This is a genomic window from Tellurirhabdus bombi, assembly GCF_021484805.1.
Classification (GTDB): Bacteria; Bacteroidota; Bacteroidia; order Cytophagales; family Spirosomataceae; genus Tellurirhabdus; species Tellurirhabdus bombi.
On sequence record NZ_CP090557.1, the window covers coordinates 2,431,804 to 2,449,795 of the forward strand.

The 17,992-nt window shown below is 49.4% G+C and carries 14 protein-coding genes and 1 tRNA gene; 7 read left to right on the forward strand and 8 right to left on the reverse strand.

The window, feature by feature from the left end; all coding sequences use genetic code 11:
* Window positions 1-114 precede the first annotated feature (114 nt).
* Window positions 115-867 (forward strand): NIPSNAP family protein, encoded by a 753-nt coding sequence (locus tag L0Y31_RS10275; protein ID WP_234737042.1) that lies wholly within the window; start codon window positions 115-117, stop codon window positions 865-867.
* Window positions 868-922: 55 nt separating this feature from the next.
* On the opposite strand, the gene L0Y31_RS10280 is transcribed toward L0Y31_RS10275, so the two are convergent.
* The 6 genes from L0Y31_RS10280 to L0Y31_RS10305 form a co-directional block, all read right to left on the reverse strand.
* Entirely contained in the window at window positions 923-2,320 is a 1,398-nt protein-coding gene (locus L0Y31_RS10280) for a hypothetical protein (RefSeq protein ID WP_234737043.1), read from the reverse strand.
* A gap of 84 nt (window positions 2,321-2,404) precedes the next feature.
* Window positions 2,405-3,499, reverse strand: a complete 1,095-nt coding sequence (locus tag L0Y31_RS10285; protein ID WP_234737044.1) for a hypothetical protein — start codon at window positions 3,497-3,499, stop codon at window positions 2,405-2,407.
* Between the two features lie 157 nt (window positions 3,500-3,656).
* Window positions 3,657-4,238: a hypothetical protein gene (locus L0Y31_RS10290; RefSeq protein WP_234737045.1), complete on the reverse strand. Its 582-nt coding sequence runs from the start codon at window positions 4,236-4,238 to the stop codon at window positions 3,657-3,659.
* Window positions 4,235-4,648, reverse strand: a complete 414-nt coding sequence (locus L0Y31_RS10295) for a hypothetical protein (RefSeq protein ID WP_234737046.1) — start codon at window positions 4,646-4,648, stop codon at window positions 4,235-4,237. The genes L0Y31_RS10290 and L0Y31_RS10295 overlap by 4 nt, the downstream gene beginning before the upstream one ends.
* A gap of 20 nt (window positions 4,649-4,668) precedes the next feature.
* Window positions 4,669-5,895 (reverse strand): sulfite oxidase, encoded by a 1,227-nt coding sequence (locus L0Y31_RS10300; RefSeq protein ID WP_234737047.1) that lies wholly within the window; start codon window positions 5,893-5,895, stop codon window positions 4,669-4,671.
* A gap of 184 nt (window positions 5,896-6,079) precedes the next feature.
* Window positions 6,080-6,754 carry a ClpP family protease gene (locus L0Y31_RS10305; protein ID WP_255773027.1) on the reverse strand — a complete coding sequence of 225 codons (675 nt, stop codon included), beginning with the start codon at window positions 6,752-6,754 and terminating at the stop codon, window positions 6,080-6,082.
* A gap of 173 nt (window positions 6,755-6,927) precedes the next feature.
* On the opposite strand from L0Y31_RS10305, the gene L0Y31_RS10310 reads away from it, so the two are divergent.
* A complete protein-coding gene (locus tag L0Y31_RS10310) occupies window positions 6,928-7,314 on the forward strand; it encodes a helix-turn-helix domain-containing protein (RefSeq protein ID WP_234737048.1) in 387 nt (128 codons plus the stop codon).
* Between the two features lie 68 nt (window positions 7,315-7,382).
* Here the strand turns inward: L0Y31_RS10310 and tig are convergent, their stop codons facing one another.
* Entirely contained in the window at window positions 7,383-8,765 is a 1,383-nt protein-coding gene (gene tig / locus L0Y31_RS10315) for a trigger factor (RefSeq protein WP_234737050.1), read from the reverse strand.
* Window positions 8,766-8,854: 89 nt separating this feature from the next.
* A tRNA-Leu gene (locus L0Y31_RS10320) sits at window positions 8,855-8,936 on the reverse strand.
* 221 nt (window positions 8,937-9,157) lie between these two features.
* Here L0Y31_RS10320 and L0Y31_RS10325 point away from each other — a divergent pair.
* From L0Y31_RS10325 to clpX, 5 genes are all read left to right on the forward strand, one after another.
* Window positions 9,158-11,413 carry a RelA/SpoT family protein gene (locus L0Y31_RS10325; RefSeq protein WP_234737051.1) on the forward strand — a complete coding sequence of 752 codons (2,256 nt, stop codon included), beginning with the start codon at window positions 9,158-9,160 and terminating at the stop codon, window positions 11,411-11,413.
* A 121-nt stretch (window positions 11,414-11,534) separates the two neighbouring features.
* Entirely contained in the window at window positions 11,535-12,053 is a 519-nt protein-coding gene (locus L0Y31_RS10330) for a Fur family transcriptional regulator (protein ID WP_234737053.1), read from the forward strand.
* Window positions 12,054-12,092: 39 nt separating this feature from the next.
* A complete protein-coding gene (locus L0Y31_RS10335; protein WP_234737054.1) occupies window positions 12,093-13,376 on the forward strand; it encodes an adenylosuccinate synthase in 1,284 nt (427 codons plus the stop codon).
* A gap of 263 nt (window positions 13,377-13,639) precedes the next feature.
* A complete protein-coding gene (locus tag L0Y31_RS10340) occupies window positions 13,640-16,417 on the forward strand; it encodes a GEVED domain-containing protein (protein WP_234737056.1) in 2,778 nt (925 codons plus the stop codon).
* A 243-nt stretch (window positions 16,418-16,660) separates the two neighbouring features.
* Window positions 16,661-17,896 (forward strand): ATP-dependent Clp protease ATP-binding subunit ClpX, encoded by a 1,236-nt coding sequence (gene clpX, locus L0Y31_RS10345; RefSeq protein WP_234737057.1) that lies wholly within the window; start codon window positions 16,661-16,663, stop codon window positions 17,894-17,896.
* Window positions 17,897-17,992: the final 96 nt, after the last annotated feature.

Here is a 17,992-nt window from a genome sequence, read left to right on the forward strand (position 1 = left end):
GGTTGCCGGAAATTTACAAGGAAGTACTCAATTACACAAATGAGTAGTTTTGTTAATAAACTCTTTTTGTTACTTAATAAATAGAACCTAATCTGAAATTGTGAGATGAAAAAGATGATTGGCCCTCTTGTGGGGCTTCTGTGTTTGGCTGGAGTGGCTTTGGCAAAACCAGCTCCCAAACCCGATACGCGCTTGTTTGAAATCCGGGTTTACCACGCTGCTCCCGGAAAATTTGAGGCGATTGTCGATCGGTTCCGGCAGCATACAACCAAGCTATTCGAAAAACACGGAATGGAAAATATTGGCTACTGGACGCCTACGGACACAAGCCAGCACGATGTCATTTATATTCTGGCTTATCCCAGCCGGGAAGCGCGGGAGGCCTCCTGGAAGGCCTTTGGCAGTGATCCTGCCTGGAAAGAAGTAGTACAGAAAACAGAAGCAAACGGCAGGCTGGTGGCGAAAGTAGATCAGGTGTTTATGACTGCTTCGGACATATCGCCCGTGATTAAATCCGTCAAGAAGTCGCCGGAGCGTACGTTTGAGATGCGGACCTATACGCCCACACCCGATCATCTGAACGACGTGTTAGCCCGCTTTCGGAATCATACCATTAAACTGTTTTCCAAGCATGGCATGACCCACATCGGCTATTGGACAACCGTGGAAAAAGACCCCGCTACGCAGCCAAAACTGGTGTATATTCTGGCGCATAAAAGCGAAGAAGCCGGAAAGAAATCATTTGACGAGTTTCGGAAAGATCCGGTCTGGATCAAAGCCCGTGACGAATCGGAGAAGAATGGAAAAATTGTGGAGAAAGTAGAGTCGGTCTACATGAAACCAACCGATTATTCACTCATGAAGTAATACCGTGTGGCTGGCCCGAACGTAGGCCTAAATGGCTATGTTCGGGCCAGTTACTTTATATTTCCTTATCAAAATCATCCGAAACATATTTTCGAATGGCCTGGTGGGGCCGCAGCCCGTTGTTACCTACCCGCGAGTTCGTCGAGGCGGGGCTTTCAGGCGACGATGAGCGCGCTTTGCTAGCCAGGTTGGAGGTCGTGAAAAAACCGTTCCGAACCTGCTTAAACTCTTCATCGGTCATCGCTTGCCGCGCGGCGTGGCCTTTTTCGTAACCATCATTGAAAGACGCAATTCGGCTATCGGTACGGGCCAGCTTTGCTTCGTAAAGAAACTGGTCGATCTCGCCAATTAACTGTTCCTTCCGCTTTTTCAACTCGTCAATAGAAGGCAGCATGTCTAGGTCATGCTCCAGAATATTTTTCTGCGTCAGTTGTTTTGACAATTCAAGCTGGGCTTCCCGATGTACTTTATTGAGCCGCTTGGTGCGGCGTTTCAGCCGCCACAAACGAGGGTCAATCTGTAGCCAGCGGAACCAGTAGCTTTGCAAAACCGGCAAGGCAATACCCAAACAAACCGCACCCGCCAACGCAAACAGAAGTCCACTCAGGATAAACGACAGCAAGGCCATCGGGCTATTGACCAATTGCAGGTTCAATTCGTCGGATTGCTGCAACTGTTGCTCGATTTTCCGCAGTGTTGCCGGGTCCGCTATGGGATTGAGGTTTGCCGGATCGACGGCATTTAGCTGAATGTTTTTGATGCTTTTGTTGATGGCTTCTTTCAGCTTATCCGTCCGGTAAGCTTCGTATCGGAACCAACCCAAAATCATCAGCGTAACGACAGACAAGATAGCCAGCCCCGTTTTAAACCAGCCGTAGCGCCTAATGGCTTCCGGCGAAGCTTCATTTACGTAAGGTTCTTCAATAAGTCGGTCATAGACGGGCTTAAGAAGAATCGAAACCATCGCTAGACCGACCGCAAACATCCACGCTTCGACGTTATTCCGAATGTTAAGGGCGTACGCCACAATTTCGTGGGAGATGATCAAATCACCCGCCACGAAGCTGATCCCCGCCGCCAGAAAAATCAATCCGGCCAGCAGCGAATAATCCGAGGAAGCCGATTGCCGCCGCTCTTTGAGGCTTGTTCGTTCCGTTTCTACCGCTGCTAGGTCTTTCTCTAGTTTATCGGTTTCCTGAGCGGCCAGATTGGTTTTCAACAGGTGTTCCTGCAAGCGATCAAAGGCCGTTTTCCGCTTTTCGGCTGCCTCGGCCACCGTCTGGTTGATTTCCCGGATTTCGCCCCGCTTTTCTTCCACCCGCTCTACAATCCATTCATCGCTCACCTGGCTAGACAAATAGCCTTCGTAGGTCTGCCGGTCTACTCCCTCAACGCCGCTGGTGTAACCATGCTGAAAGTCGCCGCTATTGTTGGGCTGCTGTTGTTCGTTCATCTGGTCCTAATTAATTAGCTGTTCAGGAAAAGGTTTGGCATGAGGATTTTACTGAGGATTAGAATGACACAGTAGCTATAACAATTAGTCGCCCCGAATGATTCGGCGTTGGGCTTCCGTTAGGCGATTGCGCAGGCTACGGGCCAGATTGTACTCACTTTCAAACTGGTGAATCAGCATATCACGGCGGGCATTCGCCCGGTTGCGCTCTGCTTCGGCACGGTTTAAGACCGGAATTACCTGCCATTTCTGCACGCGTAGCTGATCAATTTCGGTAGTCAGCTGCTGAATTTCTCCTTCCCAAGCTTCTGAACGGTGCTTTTTTTCGCTTTCCAGCTTCCGGCCCTGCGACCAGAAACGAAGATCATTTCGAAGCACGGTCAATGTACCTAGTAGCAGTTTCCCGGCGAAAAGAAACAAGAAGAAAATGAAAATAGACAAGGCAATGGCCTTTCCGGCAGACTGCGTTTGCCAAGCCTGTACCAACAAAAACAAGGACGCGGCAAAAGGTAAACCCATTTCTTCCAGTAGGCGGCGGAATGTCATGCGCGCACCGGCCTCGTGGAAAACAGACGTGCGGTTGAAAAGGCTGAACATGCCCGCCAGAAAAAGCCCAATCGAAATCGGTCGGCTATCCTGGAAGGCGGGGCGCAGTGTTTCTTCGATCAGGTAATAATTGCCGACACACATGACTACAGAAAACGCAAGGCCAATGAGCGTCCGGGGAAGCTGGTGTTCACCCTCAGGCCGCTGGGCTTCCAACTGAGCGAGTTTGGTCCGCAGTGAATGAATGCGGTCTTCTTTTTCGCCAATAAAGAGATTGAGTTCTCCGATTCGCTCGTTATGCTGCTCGATTTCCTGCTCTAAAGGGGCGGTCTGGCGCTGAAAATACGTACGGATGATGAGTGTTTTCTCGTCGGGTGGCGATTCTGACAAGCCGTATAAAACGCCTTCATCACGCAGTAAATTCACATCTTCCAGCCAATCGGGCAGGGCTTCGTCGGGCAAGGGCTGATAATCAGAAGTAAACTCGACGGGCGTTGCCGCAACGCTTGGTTGCTCCGGGCCACTCGGGGCTGGGGGAGTGGCTGTCCGTTCTGGAACAGGAACCCAGCTTTCGGGCTCTGGGGGCGTAACAGCAGGCCGGAAAAGACTTTTTAAGGGATCAAATAAAGCCATACTGTTTGCGTGGTGTAGGACAAAATATATGCGTAAAACTTAATGTGTCGCGAAAATATTGCTTAACTGCCTATATTTAGCTGTATGCCCCAAAAAAACAGACCTGTTAGCCCTAAAAAGCATTGAGTCAGCATGACCAATAAGGATCAAATAAATATCAGGCATTCTGAAAAATCTGCTGTAGCGAGAGCCATAACTGGCGTTTCAGCGCCCGATCTGCTTCAATGGCCGAGAGCGGGTCGGCCAGCATAAACGTGATACCGGCTAATTCTTTGGGGTCGTAGCGATTGAGCGTAATATTCAGCCGGATTTCCGTGAACGGAACGCCAAACGAAATAAAATGATGTACGCGTTTACTCGCTAAAACCGGACGCAGGTTGATTAAGCCGGAACCCGTTAAGTTCAGTAAGTCAACTCCTTCGAGATTAAGGTTGACGGATTTTAGAATGTTTTCGAGCAAAATCTGCTCACTCGGCGTCAGATCATCATTGACCAGAATAAGCACTTTCTGGTTAATCTGCGGAATAACCGGCTGCGTAACTTCGGGCAGAACAGGAGTCGATTCGGTAATAATCGGAGCAACCTCAGCGGCAGGGGCTTGCTCGGGCTCTACAACAATCTGTGGGGTTGGAGCCGGTGGGGGTTCCGCTGCGGTAATAATGGGTATAATCGGTTCCGGCTCGGGAACCCGATAAATCGTTTCTTGCTGAAACAGGTATTTGTAAGCTTCTTTACTCATTGTAATTTATACCATTGCACCGATTGAACGGGTTTGCGACGACCGTCGAAAGTTTTGGCTTCGGGACCGTAATATTTTGCCAGGTAATCCAGCACGGGTGGTTCGGCCTTGCCCAGGTCCCACAGATTCTGCGTGCGCTGCATCCACCGGATTTTTTCTTTCCAGCCATCACGCGTGAAACGATTTTGCAAAATTAACTTACTGGAATGACAAGCCGTGCATTGTGATTTTACTAACATCAGCTGCGAATCGACAATCAGGCCCGTTTCAGGATCTTTCTGTAGACTATCGGGTAAGCTGGTTGGAGTAGGGGCAACTGGGCGGGATGGCTCGTTAAGCCCAAAGGCAGAAAGAAAAAGCCAAACCGAGGTTGCACAGCCAATCCATAGAATCCACTTTATTGTATTCATTTGGCAGTAATCAGAAATAATTAGACAACTTTCACGGCGATTCGGTGACAGGCGTTGTTGCAGTATCCTTCCGGATTCCATTGTGGCATCACCATCGGTTGCGATACCCCTGCATCGTCGGTTGCCCGCGCCCAGATTTCATAATAGCCCTTTTGGGGTAATTTAAGTTCCGTGCTCCAGTGCTGCCACGCCAGGCGGTTCTTGGGGGCTTTGAGATTAGTCTGTTGCCAGGTGGCCCCGAAATCGAAAGATACTTCCAGCTTCTTCACGGCCCGATCGCCCGCCCAGGCATGTCCGCGCAAGGCAAGCGTTTGGCCTGGCTCCAGCGTAGCGCCCGTTTTAGGAAACGTAATCAGCGACTTCACGGGCATGGATTCGATGATTTTAAATTCGCTTTCGGGCGGATCAAAACCCGGCTCGACGGGATGAATGGGTACTTTATAACTTTTGCCGGTCATCTTGGCTCCATCGTGGACTTTATTGCGTACGGCGATCGTATGCAGCCATTTTCCCGAAACCGAGGCTGGCCAGCCGCCCGCCACCAGCCGGAGAGGGTAGCCGTGAACCAGCGGAATATCCTGGCCATTCATGGCCCAGGCCAGCAGAGTTTCGTCTTCGAGGGCCTTGCGCATGGGAACGCCGCGCGAAATAACCGCTTTGTTGGGGTCCTGGCTGATGTGTAAATCTTTGCCGTGATAGCCGATGTAAACCGCATCTTCCTTGATTCCAACGTCGGCCAGCACGTCTTTTAAGCGCACACCGGTCCATTCGGCGCAGCTAATGCCGCCATCAGTCCACTGGTTGCCGGCAGTTTGCGGAAAATAACCCGCCCGACCATTGCCGCCACATTCGAGAACCAGCTGGTAGGTATAGGTTTTGAAGCGCTTTTTCAGGTCGCTTAGTTTATACGTTTTGGGCGCCTTCACCGATTCGCCGTTTATGGTTAGCGTCCAGGTAGCAGCGTCGATTTTTTCGGGAATCAGGCCATTGTTGCGGATAAACATTTTGTCGGCGGGCGTAACGGCATCGTCCAGGAGATGGGCCTGCGCTTCTACGTTCCACGGTTTATCATTCAGGACCACCATGTCTTTGTGTTTGCTGGCCATTGGATTTACGTCGAATACCAAAGGCAGGTAACCTTTTGGCAGTTGCTCCGCTAACGCAATTTTGGTACCTACCAGCCCGGCCATAGTTGCCAGGGTACTTTTCTTCAGAAAGCCACGGCGATTAAAGAGCGATTCTGTCATGTTCCTATGTATGAATTAATCCTGTTTAGGAAGATTACTAGTAAGGGCTTAATCCTAATTATTAACGCCTAAAGCTACATATTAAATGCAACAGGCGCTGCAATTATCCTGTAAATACGTCTTTCCATAAAGCAAAAAGGCCGGACGATTGCCCAGCCTTTTAGTCATTTGTTATCTGCGTTTCTCAGCGATCGCGGCGCAAAACCTCATCGATCAGACCGTATTCTTTCGCTTCGTCGGCACGGAACCATTTGTCGCGGTCAGAATCTTTTTCGATTTGCTCCTTGGTCTGGCCACTGTGATCAGCCAGGATCTGATACAATTCATCGCGGAGCTTCACAATCTCACGCGCGGTGATTTCGATATCGACCGACTGGCCCTGGGCACCACCCGATGGCTGGTGAATCATAACGCGGGCGTGGGGCAGCGCTGACCGTTTTCCGGCCGCACCACCGCAAAGCAGAACGGCTCCCATCGAAGCGGCCAGGCTGGTACAAACCGTGGCTACATCAGGACGAACGTACTGCATGGTGTCGTAAATTCCCAGACCTGCGTATACAGAACCGCCTGGGCTATTGATGTACATCAGGATATCTTTCTTCGGATCCGCTGATTCCAGGAATAGAAGCTGAGCCACGATGATGTTAGCAATATTGTCATCAACACCCATGCCCATAAAGATGATCCGGTCAGCCATCAACCGCGAAAACACGTCGACTTCGCGGAAGTTCATTGGCCGTTCTTCGATAACGGAACGGGTCATGTTCTCAACGGTGTGGTTTACGTATCCATCAACGGTCAGCCCATTAAGGCCCATGTGCTTGACGGCAAACTGGCGGAATTCTTGTCCAAAGTTCATGCTATTTCTGTTTTCTTAACTTTAAGTGCAACGATATTATAAAGGGCTTGGTTTCACAAAACGGGTAGAGAACTGTCTGCCACCCGGCATTGTTACTTTACAAAGATGCTGTATTACTCCTATTATTGTAGTCAGTACGGCTTGCGATATTATCAGTTTTACTTGAGAAGGCAATGAACATTGGGGCACAAATACGGCAACTACGTCAACAAAAAGGCTATTCGCAGGAGAATATGGCCGATATACTCGGAATTTCGACGACCGCTTATGGAGACATCGAGCGAGGAAAAACTGATTTAACGCTATCTCGTTTGCAACAGATTTCCATCGCACTGGGAACAAACATGCAGGAATTATTGGGCGAAGCCCTTCCGCAACCGCAGGAATTATACCCCGGTTTGTTTCATCAACTGGAAACGCTGCAACTGGAACGCGAAAAACAGGAAATCGAATTGGAGAAACTTCGGCTGGAGGTAGCGCACTGGAAACGGAAAGCCGAAGAAATGGCGCTCTGGAGTGCGATCCGAAGTCAGGAGCGGGAACGGATCGGTTTTAAATAAAAAGAGGTTTGACGGATAGAGTGCGATGGCGTTACCACCGACTTTTAACCGTCAAACCTCTTCAAGAATTAAGCCTGAACAGGCTGGATATTTTGCGCGCGTTCTTTGAACTCGTCGATGGTAATGGTTTGTGGTTCAACTGAAATTTTGCTTTCAATCAAGGCCATTACTTTATCGTCAAATACGCGGTTGAACATCTTGGTATAGTTGTCCGCTTTTTCGTCCATCAGGTAATTTTGCGCGATCCGGTCAACACTCTGGTTAACTTGCTCGTTGTCAGCGTAGAAACCGAACTGCTCCCGAACAAGCCCTTTGGTCGCTTCCAGTACGTCGGCAAATTCTACCTTGATTTCGTTCTGATCGGCAATTTTGTTTTTAATCAATTGCAATTTCACCGAACGAGTGAAAGCATCGTATTGCTGGTCGATTTCTTCCGGAGTAATTTTTCCTTCGTTCGTAATCAAAAGCCAGTCTTTCAGGAAAGCGTCCGGCAGGTTGATTTCAATATTTTCCAACAGCGCTTTCTCGATATCGTAGCGCAGCAGCGTTGATGTTTCGCGGTTGTAGTTGGATTTAATAATTTCCGTTACTTTCTCGCGGAACTGCTCTTCGTTTTCAACGGCGTCTTTAGTGCCAAATACTTTCTCGAAAAACTCTTCGTTGATTTCGGCAGGAACATTCCGGGTAACATCGTCAATGGTGAATGTAAATTCGCCAGATAAAGCTGCGGCTTCTTCTGCTTTCAGGCCAGTAGCGTGGGCACGGGCTTTGTCGTCAGGAAAGGCCTGCTGGATGTCAAACGTAATGGATTCGTTCTTTTTCAGACCGATGAATTGGGCCAGGGCATCAGGAGCAACTTGCTTCAGCGGCAGCGCCGTTTTGGTTTCAAAAGGCACATAACCTTCTTCGTTAGCACCTTCGCCGCCCAGTTGCTTCAGTTCGCCGTACAGCATATCGCCTTCGGCGGCTTCCTCAACGTGTTCGTGGCTATGGAACTGGTTGCGCAGGTTATCGATGGTTTCTTCCAGTTCTTTATCACCGGCTTCGATGGTAAACGAAGAAACGGCAGGAAGCGACGCAAAATCTACGTCAAAATCCGAAGCCATACCCAGGTTATAAACAAACTCAAAATCCGACTGGCTGTCCCAATCAATTTGGTCGGCCTTGTCCCGATCCGGCAGAGGGTCGCCTACTACCTGAAGTTTATTTTCACGAATATAATTGCTGACGGTTTTGCTCAACAGGTTGTTGATTTCTTCCACCAGAACACTTTTGCCATACATTTTCTGGATGAGCGAGGCCGGAACGTGTCCGGGGCGAAAACCTTTGATGCTAGCCCGTTTGCTATATTCCTTTAGCTTTTTGGTTACTTCCGGCTGATAATCTTCCTTCGTCAGCTTGATAGTCAGCGAAGCATTGGTTTCCGTCGACTTATCTAATGCAATTTCCACGATACGCTATGTTATAAAAGTGAAAGAGCGAAAGAATGAAAGGCGATTGGCTTCGCTCTTTCGCTCTTTCACTCTTTCGTTGTCGTTAGTACGGGCGGAGGGACTCGAACCCCCATGCCTTGCGGCACCAGATCCTAAGTCTGGCACGTCTACCAATTTCGCCACGCCCGCATAGTGGCATCCAGTAGCTGGATAATTTGCTCGATTTCTATTCTAATCAGGTAGCCTGTTTTGAATATGTTTCGGGCTGCAAAGGTACAACTCTATTTCACATAAACAAGTATTTTCTTAAGCCTCTTTTATTTTTTGGCAAAATAGCTTTGAATGACGTTGTGGTTTTGTTAAATTGGTAATACCTTCCAAGCTTAGAGTACAATCCAGAAGGGCACCTTATGAATGTAACTGTTGAACCTGTTATTGACCTGGAACAGGAGCGAAAGGAAATCCTCAAACGATACCGGCGCTTGTTGCGTGCTGCCAAGCCGATGTTGAAAGACAACGACGCCAAACTCATTAAAAAAGCTTTTAATACGTCGCTGGAAGCGCATAAAGCCATGCGCAGGCGATCGGGTGAGCCCTATATCTACCATCCGCTGGCAGTTGCGCAAATTGCGGTTGAAGAAATCGGATTGGGTACTACATCCATTGTGGCAGCGCTGCTGCACGATGTCGTCGAAGATACGGATATGACCATTTCGGACATTGAACGCCTCTTCGGAACGAAAGTATCACAGATTATTGATGGCCTGACGAAAATCTCGGGCATTTTTGAATACGGTACGTCCCAGCAGGCGGAAAATTTCCGAAAAATGCTGCTAACCCTGTCGGACGACGTCCGGGTTATCCTGGTGAAACTGGCCGACCGTTTGCATAACATGCGGACGCTGGACTCAATGCCGCGGGATAAGCAGTTGAAAATCGCTTCGGAGACGATTTATATCTACGCGCCGCTGGCCCACCGGCTTGGCCTGTACGCCATAAAATCTGAGCTGGAAGATTTGTACCTGAAGTATACCGAACCCGTTGCCTACAAAGACATCGCCCGGAAGCTACGGGAGACCAAGAGCTCACGGGATCGTTTTATTTCGCAATTTATTCGGCCCATTGAAGAAGATATGGAAAGTACCAGCTATCCATTTGTCGTCAAAGGCCGTCCCAAATCGATTTACTCAATCTGGAACAAGCTGAACAAACAGAAAAAGCCGTTCGAGGAAATTTATGATTTGTTTGCCGTTCGGGTGATTCTGAAAGTGCCACCAGAACAGGAAAAAGCGGCGTGCTGGCGCGCTTACTCGATTGTTACCGATCACTATAAACCAAACCCCGATCGGCTTAAAGACTGGATCAGTACGCCACGGGCCAACGGCTACGAATCGTTGCATACGACCGTCATGAGCAAAGCCGGGCAGTGGGTGGAGGTGCAGATTCGGACGCAACGCATGGATGAGATTGCGGAGAAAGGCTACGCGGCGCACTGGAAATACAAAGGAAGTGAAACGAGCACTGGGCGGGGTATTGAAACCTGGATTAGCCAGGTGCGCGATATGCTGGAAACGGCCAGCAACGATAAAACCGGAGCCATTGAGTTTCTGGACGACTTCCGAAGTAACCTGTATAGTGAAGAGGTTTTTGTATTTACACCCAAAGGCGACCTGAAAGTATTGCAGCGGGGAGCCACGGCGCTCGATTTTGCCTTTGAAATCCACACGCAGGTGGGAGCCCGCTGTATGGCTGCCAAAGTGAATTCGGTGCTGGTGCCCTTGAGCCACGTGCTGCATAACGGCGATCAGGTGGAAATTATTACCTCTAACAAGCAGAAACCCAACGAAGACTGGTTGCGGTTTGTGGTCACGTCGAAGGCCAAAACCAAGATCAAAGACTTAATTAAAGAAGAAAATAAGCAGTATGTAACGGATGGCCGCGACATGGTCGCCAAACGGCTGAAGCTTCTGCGGATTGAAGTTAACAACGAGGTGCTGAATCAACTACGGGCTTACTTCAACTCAAAAACCGTTAATGATTTCTTCTACCGGATTGGTAAAGGGCATATCGAAATCCAGGAGCTGAAACGCTTTAAAGCGGATAAGGATGCCAAAGAAAACAAGGAAAACCGGCTGAATAAAATCAATACCGATAATATTCAGGACGGAAAAACCTTCGAGAAAGAACTCAAGCGAATTCACGGTGAGCGCGCCGATGCCGACATGCTGCTCATTGGGGAGGACATGGACAAGATTGATTACACGCTGGCGAAGTGTTGCAATCCGATCTCGGGGGATGACGTTTTTGGCTTCGTGACCATCAATGAGGGCATCAAAATTCACCGGACAACCTGCCCCAACGCGGTCGAATTGATGTCTAACCACGGAAACCGAATCATTAAAGCCAAATGGACATCACAGCGCGATCTGGCGTTTCTGGCGGGGCTGCGGATTACGGGGACAGACCGCCTTGGCCTGGTCAACGACGTAACCAAAGTGATTAGTAACGAGCTCCATATCAACATCCGTTCGATCACGATTGAAACGCGGGACGGAATTTTTGAAGGAAACCTGAAGTTATACGTGCATAGTACAGCCCACCTGGACGAACTGATCCGGAAGCTTGAAAAAGTGAACGGTGTGGTTAAAGTGGCGCGGTTTGACTAAGAAAATTGTATTTTTGCTAAATAATTGAAAGTTTCGGGTTTCGAGTTGCTGGAAAGTGCAAAATTCGGAGCTGCCCGGTCGCTGAGCCGGTCGAAACTACAAACCGAAACTTACGGGAATCATGCCTGCAGTAAGACAAGCCAACCTCGATGCCGCGAAGAAGATTTTCATGGCATATCTGGAAAACAAAGGCCTTCGGAAAACCCCCGAACGTTTTGCCATTCTCGAGGAAATATACAATCGGGAAGACCATTTTGATGTAGATGAGCTCTACATCTCCATGAAAAATAAAAAATATCAGGTGAGCCGGGCTACGGTTTACAATACCCTGGACGTATTGGTTGAATGCGATTTGGTAACAAAACACCAATTTGGTAAGAACCTGGCGCAGTACGAAAAATCGTACGGGTACAAACAACACGACCACCTGATTTGTACGGATTGCCACCAGGTAATGGAGTTTTGCGATCCACGTTTGCAGACCATTCAAAGCATGGTTGGCGATATGCTGAAATTCAATGTTATGCACCATTCCCTGATTTTTTACGGGAGCTGCATGCGGGAAAAATGCGAAAATCGCAATCAAATGATTGAAGAGGCTCAACAGCAGGAAGCTAATGGAGAGTCTGTAGTGTCGTAGTTAAGTCGCTTATATCTGTTAAATCTCAGTTTAAAATAAATGGTAGACGTATTACTGGGCCTTCAATGGGGCGATGAAGGCAAAGGGAAAATTGTGGATGTACTGGCGCCGCAGTATCAGGTAGTAGCCCGCTTTCAAGGTGGACCTAATGCCGGACATACGCTGGAATTCGATGGCTACAAACATGTGTTGCATCAGATTCCGTCGGGTATTTTTCGTTCGGATATTAAAAACATCATTGGCAACGGCGTTGTGCTTGATCCGATTATTTTTAAAAAGGAAATCGACGGACTGGCTAAGTACAATCTGAACCTGAATCAGAATCTTTTTATCTCCAAGAAGGCGTCTATCATCATTCCGACGCACCGCTTGTTGGATGCGGCCTATGAACAGGCGAAAGGAGCAGCTAAAATTGGCTCAACCCTGCGCGGTATTGGGCCTACCTACCAGGATAAAGTAGCCCGGCAGGGACTGCGTGTGGGCGACGTTCTATCCGTGAACTTCCGGGATAAATACGCGACACTGGTTGCTACACATAAAACGGTTCTCGATCATCATCAGTTTGATTACCAGAGCGTTTTGCCACAACTGGAAGAAGAGTTTTTTGCGGCTGTCGAATTTATGCAGCAGTTTCAGTTAGTGGATAGCGAGTATGATGTTAACGATGCACTGACCGCAGGGCAGAAGGTTCTGGCCGAAGGTGCCCAGGGATCGTTGCTGGATATTGATTTCGGATCGTATCCATTTGTGACCAGCTCGAGCACCATGGCGGCGGGAGCCTGCACCGGTCTAGGCATTGCGCCGCGTCAGATTGGCGATGTATTCGGTATTTTCAAAGCGTATTGCACCCGCGTGGGTAGCGGACCTTTCCCAACCGAGCTATCGGACGAGACTGGCGAGCGGATGCGGGCTGAAGGTCGCGAATTCGGCGCCACAACGGGGCGGCCCCGGCGGTGCGGATGGCTGGATCTGCCAACGTTGAAATACGTCATCATGATCAACGGCGTAACGCAGCTAATCATGATGAAAGTCGATGTACTGAATATTTTCGATACCATCAAAGTCTGCACGCATTACCAGCTTCCGGATGGAACGGTAACGGAGCAACTGCCGTACGATTTGATTGACGCCAATGTAACGCCGATCTACAAGGAATTTAAAGGTTGGAAAACAACGCTCGAAAACTACCATACTTTCGATGAAGTTCCCGGCGAACTGGCTGCTTACATCGATTTTCTGGAAGCTGAGCTTGGTATTCCCATTAGCTTTATCTCGACAGGACCTGACCGCCAGGCCATCATTCACCGGGAAGCGGTCGTATAGTTTCTATTATTAGTCAAAGTTGCTTGAGGGCAAGATTCGGGAGAGTCTTGCCCTCAAGCGTTTAGGGCCATTCAAAACAGAGATTGTATAATTCATTTGTTACTTTTTTAGCAAAATCAGAATCTATTGGGTATTCACTTTTGGATACTGAAAATATATAGTGACTATTTTTCAACAAGTAAGCAACCAAGTTGATCAAATCTTGTTATATGTTGTACAAACAAGTAAATTGATAAAATGAATTCAACTTTACTCAGGAGATTATGAAAAAACTATACTGGATTTGGTTGCTCATTTACTTGGTAGCTAAACAAACCTCACTGGCTCAATCGTATTGTGGTACTCCGGCTCAGACACCTCAAAAGCAGGAGCAGATAAACGCCGTAATTGCCCGCTTAAAAGGTGTGAGTGCCAAGAGCATAGCTAACGGAGCCATTACCTACGTTCCGGTGAAAGTGCACTTTATCCGGCGGAGTGACGGGAGCGGTGGGGCAGACGTGGCGCGCCTGCTGAGTAGCTTTGCCGGTATGAACGCCCGCTTTCTGGTCTCCGGTATTCAGTTTTTTCTGGTAGGTCCGCCGACTTTGATCAACAACGACAACTTTTACGATTTCAATTGGGAAACAGACTATAACGAGCTGGTAACTACCTATCGTTTGGCAACGGCGGCCAATCTTTTCATTCCGGGACGATTCACCATCGGTGGGTATGAGTATGGTGGCTATGGCAGTGATCACGTCTTTCTGACTGCCTCGAATTTATCCCCCGCGTTGCTAACACACGAATTTGGCCATCACTTTTCCCTGGCACACCCCTACGAATCGGTGACGGGGCGAGAATTGGTAGCACGAACCAACTGCACCACGGCGGGCGACCAGCTTTGTGATACTCCCGCCGATCCGTGGGATTTGCCAGGCGGCAGCTCCTCGGATGATGGAACCTGCACGTACAAAGGCACGGTGCTCGATCCTCAGGGAAACCCATACCAGCCAATGATGGATAATGTAATGTCGGGTTGGGCCTGTTCGCGTTCGGCAGCTTCACGCTTTACGGCAGGTCAGAACCAGCGCATGGCTGACTATCTGGCATACCGGTTGCAAAATCCAAGCCCGGATCGAAATTATACCTTCACGCCCGGCCCAACTACCGCGCCAACGGCGCTCACGGTAACGACGGCCAACGGTCAGGCTGTGTTGACTTGGCAGGATAATACAGGCAATGCAGCGGGATATTTGGTCGAAAAAGCAATTAGTACGCCGGATGCCTTTACCGCTATTGGTGGTGTTGTCCCCACCGAAAGGCGGTTTGTCGATCCCAATGTTAGGTCAAATACCGATTATTATTACCGGATTCGGCCAGCCAATACCCGAACGGAGGCTTTAAGTAATCAGGTGCAGTACAATCCGGGAACTGTTTACTGTGTACCGGCGTATTTCCAGCCTTTCACGGGTTCAACCAGTACGGCCTACAACGGGATCGACGGCGTAACTCTCCGGGATGAGTCGGGGCAGACCTTACTTTCCAACATCAATACGGGCATTGCGGTAGGCTCTTATACGGATTATTCAACGCGGATTCAGTCGGCTACCCTGACGGCTGGCAGCACCTATTCGATCACCTTAACGGGAAAATACCAGATTGTTAGCCAGCAAAATGTGGCCGTCTGGATTGATTTGAACCGGGATGGTGTTTTCAGCGCTTCTGAGCGCATTCTGGCCCCGGAAGCCCGGATGCAGTCGGGGAGTGTCCTGACGCTTTCGTTTACAGTACCGACCTCGCTTTCGGCCGGACCATCCCGCTTGCGGGTGCGAACGTCCAACCTGATAAGCCCAGATCCGTCTTCGGTTGCCGATCCCTGTAGCTTTTTGTATGGCAATGGGGAGGCAGAAGATTATGCCGTTACTTTAAGACAGAACTGCCAGCTTCCTTCGGCAATTGCTTCAGGTACGGGCACGATCAATCCCGGACAGGCGGGGCAAATAGCCATTGCGCTAACCGAAAGTGGGCCTTGGAGCCTGACACTGGCCGCGAGCAACGGCGAACGATATCCACTTACTGCCAACCAAAATCAGCTTTATCTGAGCTTATCGCCCACACAAACAACTACGTATTGGGTCACCGCTGTACAAAATGCCTGCGGTACGGGCGTGAGTTCTGGAACGGCTACCATCACGGTGCGCACCTCGTGTCCGCCGCCGACAGCTGTCATTTCTGGTGGAGCAACCATCAATCCCGGACAGGGTGCCGCGCTGGATGTAATGCTGACGGGCATGAGTCCGTTAAGTTTGACCCTAACGGGCAGCAACGGCGAATTTTATCCGATGACCGTCACAATCAATCGGTTTACGCTTAGCGTTTCGCCCACAACGACAACGACATACCAGATTTCAGGCATTCGAAATACGTGCGGGCGGGGAACCACCTCTGGGTCAGCCACCATTACCGTACGAACCTCGTGTCCACCGCCTACCGCCACCATTTCGGGTAACGCCACGATTGTGCAGGGACAGTCGGCTCCGCTCACGGTTGCGCTCACGGGCGACCGGCCATACAGCCTTACCCTAACCAATAGCAGCGGTGAAAATTTCCCCATAACGGTGCCAATTAATCAGGTTTCGATTAATTATGCACCGACGCAGACAACGACCTACTGGGTGCGGGCAGTACGAAACACCTGCGGTTACGGCACCACGACCGGAACGGCCACCATCACCGTGCTTTCCTCCGCCAGCAGTCGCGTGGCTGCCCGAGCTAGTGCTGGAGAAGAAAGGAGCAACGAAGCCATGGCGATGCAGGTTTACCCGAATCCGGCTATCAGGGATATTTCGGTTGATTATTTATTGAGGGAAGGAGGTCCCTTGTCGATTGTTCTCCTCAACCCGCAAGGGCGCGAAGTTAAAAAGCTTCTGGAGGAGGCTTGGCGCCCAGCCGGACCGTTTATAGAGCGATTTGATTTAGCCGAACTTCCCGAAGGATTTTATTTTTTACATCTTCAGACAGCCAAAGACCGGCAGGTTCAGAAAATTGTGATCAGTCGATAAAGCAGTGCCGGGTAAGCTGATAAACTTGATTTCAGGCGCGATAACTTGCCGAATCATAAATGAGCCGTTAAGGTTCTTCGCTTAAATTCCTGTGGTTCTTAAAAAAAGCATAACTTTGTAGTAAGACGACAACGAATGGATGGTCGTTCTTTTTTGCCAATTATCCCACCCTTTACGGAACCTTCAGCGGCAAAAAATACCTTGTAAAGAAACCGTTAGAACAGTTAGTTATTTTACTGCTACATGCCAAATATTAGTTGCTCATTTTGCGGACGGCGAAAGAACGAAGTGATGTTGCTGTTGTCGGGTATCGATGCCCACATTTGCAATTATTGTATTGAACAAGGGTATCAGGTTGTGCTGGAAGAAACCCGCCCTAAACGATCGACCTCCACCGAACGGCCCAAATTCAATCTGATGAAGCCGTTGGCGATGAAAGAATACCTCGATCAGTATGTGATTGGCCAGGACGAAGCCAAAAAGGTAATGACCGTGGCAGTATATAACCATTACAAACGCCTGATGCAGCCGCAATCGGGCGATGAGGTACAGATTGAAAAATCGAACATTATCATGGTTGGGGAAACGGGAACGGGTAAAACTTACCTGGCTCGTACCATTGCCAAGTTGCTGGAAGTACCGTTTTGTATCGCCGATGCAACCGTAATCACGGAAGCGGGCTACGTGGGTGAAGACGTTGAAACGATCCTGACCCGCCTGTTACAGGCTGCCGATTATAACTTGGAGAACGCCGAACGGGGTATTGTTTACATTGATGAAATTGACAAAATAGCCCGTAAATCCGATAATCCGTCCATCACGCGCGACGTCAGCGGCGAAGGCGTTCAGCAGGCGTTGCTGAAATTGCTGGAAGGCTCGGTCGTAAACGTTCCGCCGCAGGGTGGTCGCAAGCACCCCGACCAGAAAATGATTGCCCTGAATACCGAGAACGTACTGTTCATTTGCGGAGGGGCTTTTGATGGCATTGATCGCCACATTGGCAAGCGCATCAACACGCGGCCAATGGGCTTTTCCGGAACTCGTCCGCTGCACGACTCCCTCGAGCGGGGACACCTGATGCGGTACGTATCGGCGCAGGACTTGAAATCGTTCGGTCTGATTCCCGAATTGATTGGCCGATTGCCTGTTTTAACGCACCTGGAGCCACTTAACCGGGAAGCGCTGCGGCGTATCCTTACCGAGCCTAAAAATGCGCTGACGAAGCAGTACCAAAAGCTGTTCCAGATGGAAGAAATTGAGCTGATCTGGGACGACTCTGCCCTGGATTACATCGTTGATCAGGCGCTGGAATACAAGCTGGGCGCACGCGGTTTGCGGTCGATTTGTGAGTCGATCATTACCGATGCGATGTTTGAACTGCCTTCATCGGCGGGGATCAAAGAGTTCGTCGTTACGCTGGATTATGCACAGGAGAAGTTCGGTAAATCGTCCTTTCAGGTCTTCCGCTCAGTCGCCTAATTGATATTTAAATAATTTTATATTGTCGAAAACCCCGATTTTTTGAAAAAATCGGGGTTTTCTATTAAAAAGGATTTAACAAACTACGGGGTTATG

What these genes read in the sequence shown, in the direction of transcription:
- L0Y31_RS10275 (WP_234737042.1), top strand. Translation starts at nt 115, where the DNA reads ATGATTGGCCCTCTTGTGGGGCTTCTGTGTTTGGCTGGAGTGGCTTTG.
- L0Y31_RS10280 (WP_234737043.1), bottom strand. Translation starts at nt 2,320, where the DNA reads ATGAACGAACAACAGCAGCCCAACAATAGCGGCGACTTTCAGCATGGT.
- L0Y31_RS10285 (WP_234737044.1), bottom strand. Translation starts at nt 3,499, where the DNA reads ATGGCTTTATTTGATCCCTTAAAAAGTCTTTTCCGGCCTGCTGTTACG.
- L0Y31_RS10290 (WP_234737045.1), bottom strand. Translation starts at nt 4,238, where the DNA reads ATGAGTAAAGAAGCTTACAAATACCTGTTTCAGCAAGAAACGATTTAT.
- L0Y31_RS10295 (WP_234737046.1), bottom strand. Translation starts at nt 4,648, where the DNA reads ATGAATACAATAAAGTGGATTCTATGGATTGGCTGTGCAACCTCGGTT.
- L0Y31_RS10300 (WP_234737047.1), bottom strand. Translation starts at nt 5,895, where the DNA reads ATGACAGAATCGCTCTTTAATCGCCGTGGCTTTCTGAAGAAAAGTACC.
- L0Y31_RS10305 (WP_255773027.1), bottom strand. Translation starts at nt 6,754, where the DNA reads ATGAACTTTGGACAAGAATTCCGCCAGTTTGCCGTCAAGCACATGGGC.
- L0Y31_RS10310 (WP_234737048.1), top strand. Translation starts at nt 6,928, where the DNA reads ATGAACATTGGGGCACAAATACGGCAACTACGTCAACAAAAAGGCTAT.
- L0Y31_RS10325 (WP_234737051.1), top strand. Translation starts at nt 9,158, where the DNA reads ATGAATGTAACTGTTGAACCTGTTATTGACCTGGAACAGGAGCGAAAG.
- L0Y31_RS10330 (WP_234737053.1), top strand. Translation starts at nt 11,535, where the DNA reads ATGCCTGCAGTAAGACAAGCCAACCTCGATGCCGCGAAGAAGATTTTC.
- L0Y31_RS10335 (WP_234737054.1), top strand. Translation starts at nt 12,093, where the DNA reads ATGGTAGACGTATTACTGGGCCTTCAATGGGGCGATGAAGGCAAAGGG.
- L0Y31_RS10340 (WP_234737056.1), top strand. Translation starts at nt 13,640, where the DNA reads ATGAAAAAACTATACTGGATTTGGTTGCTCATTTACTTGGTAGCTAAA.
- clpX (WP_234737057.1), top strand. Translation starts at nt 16,661, where the DNA reads ATGCCAAATATTAGTTGCTCATTTTGCGGACGGCGAAAGAACGAAGTG.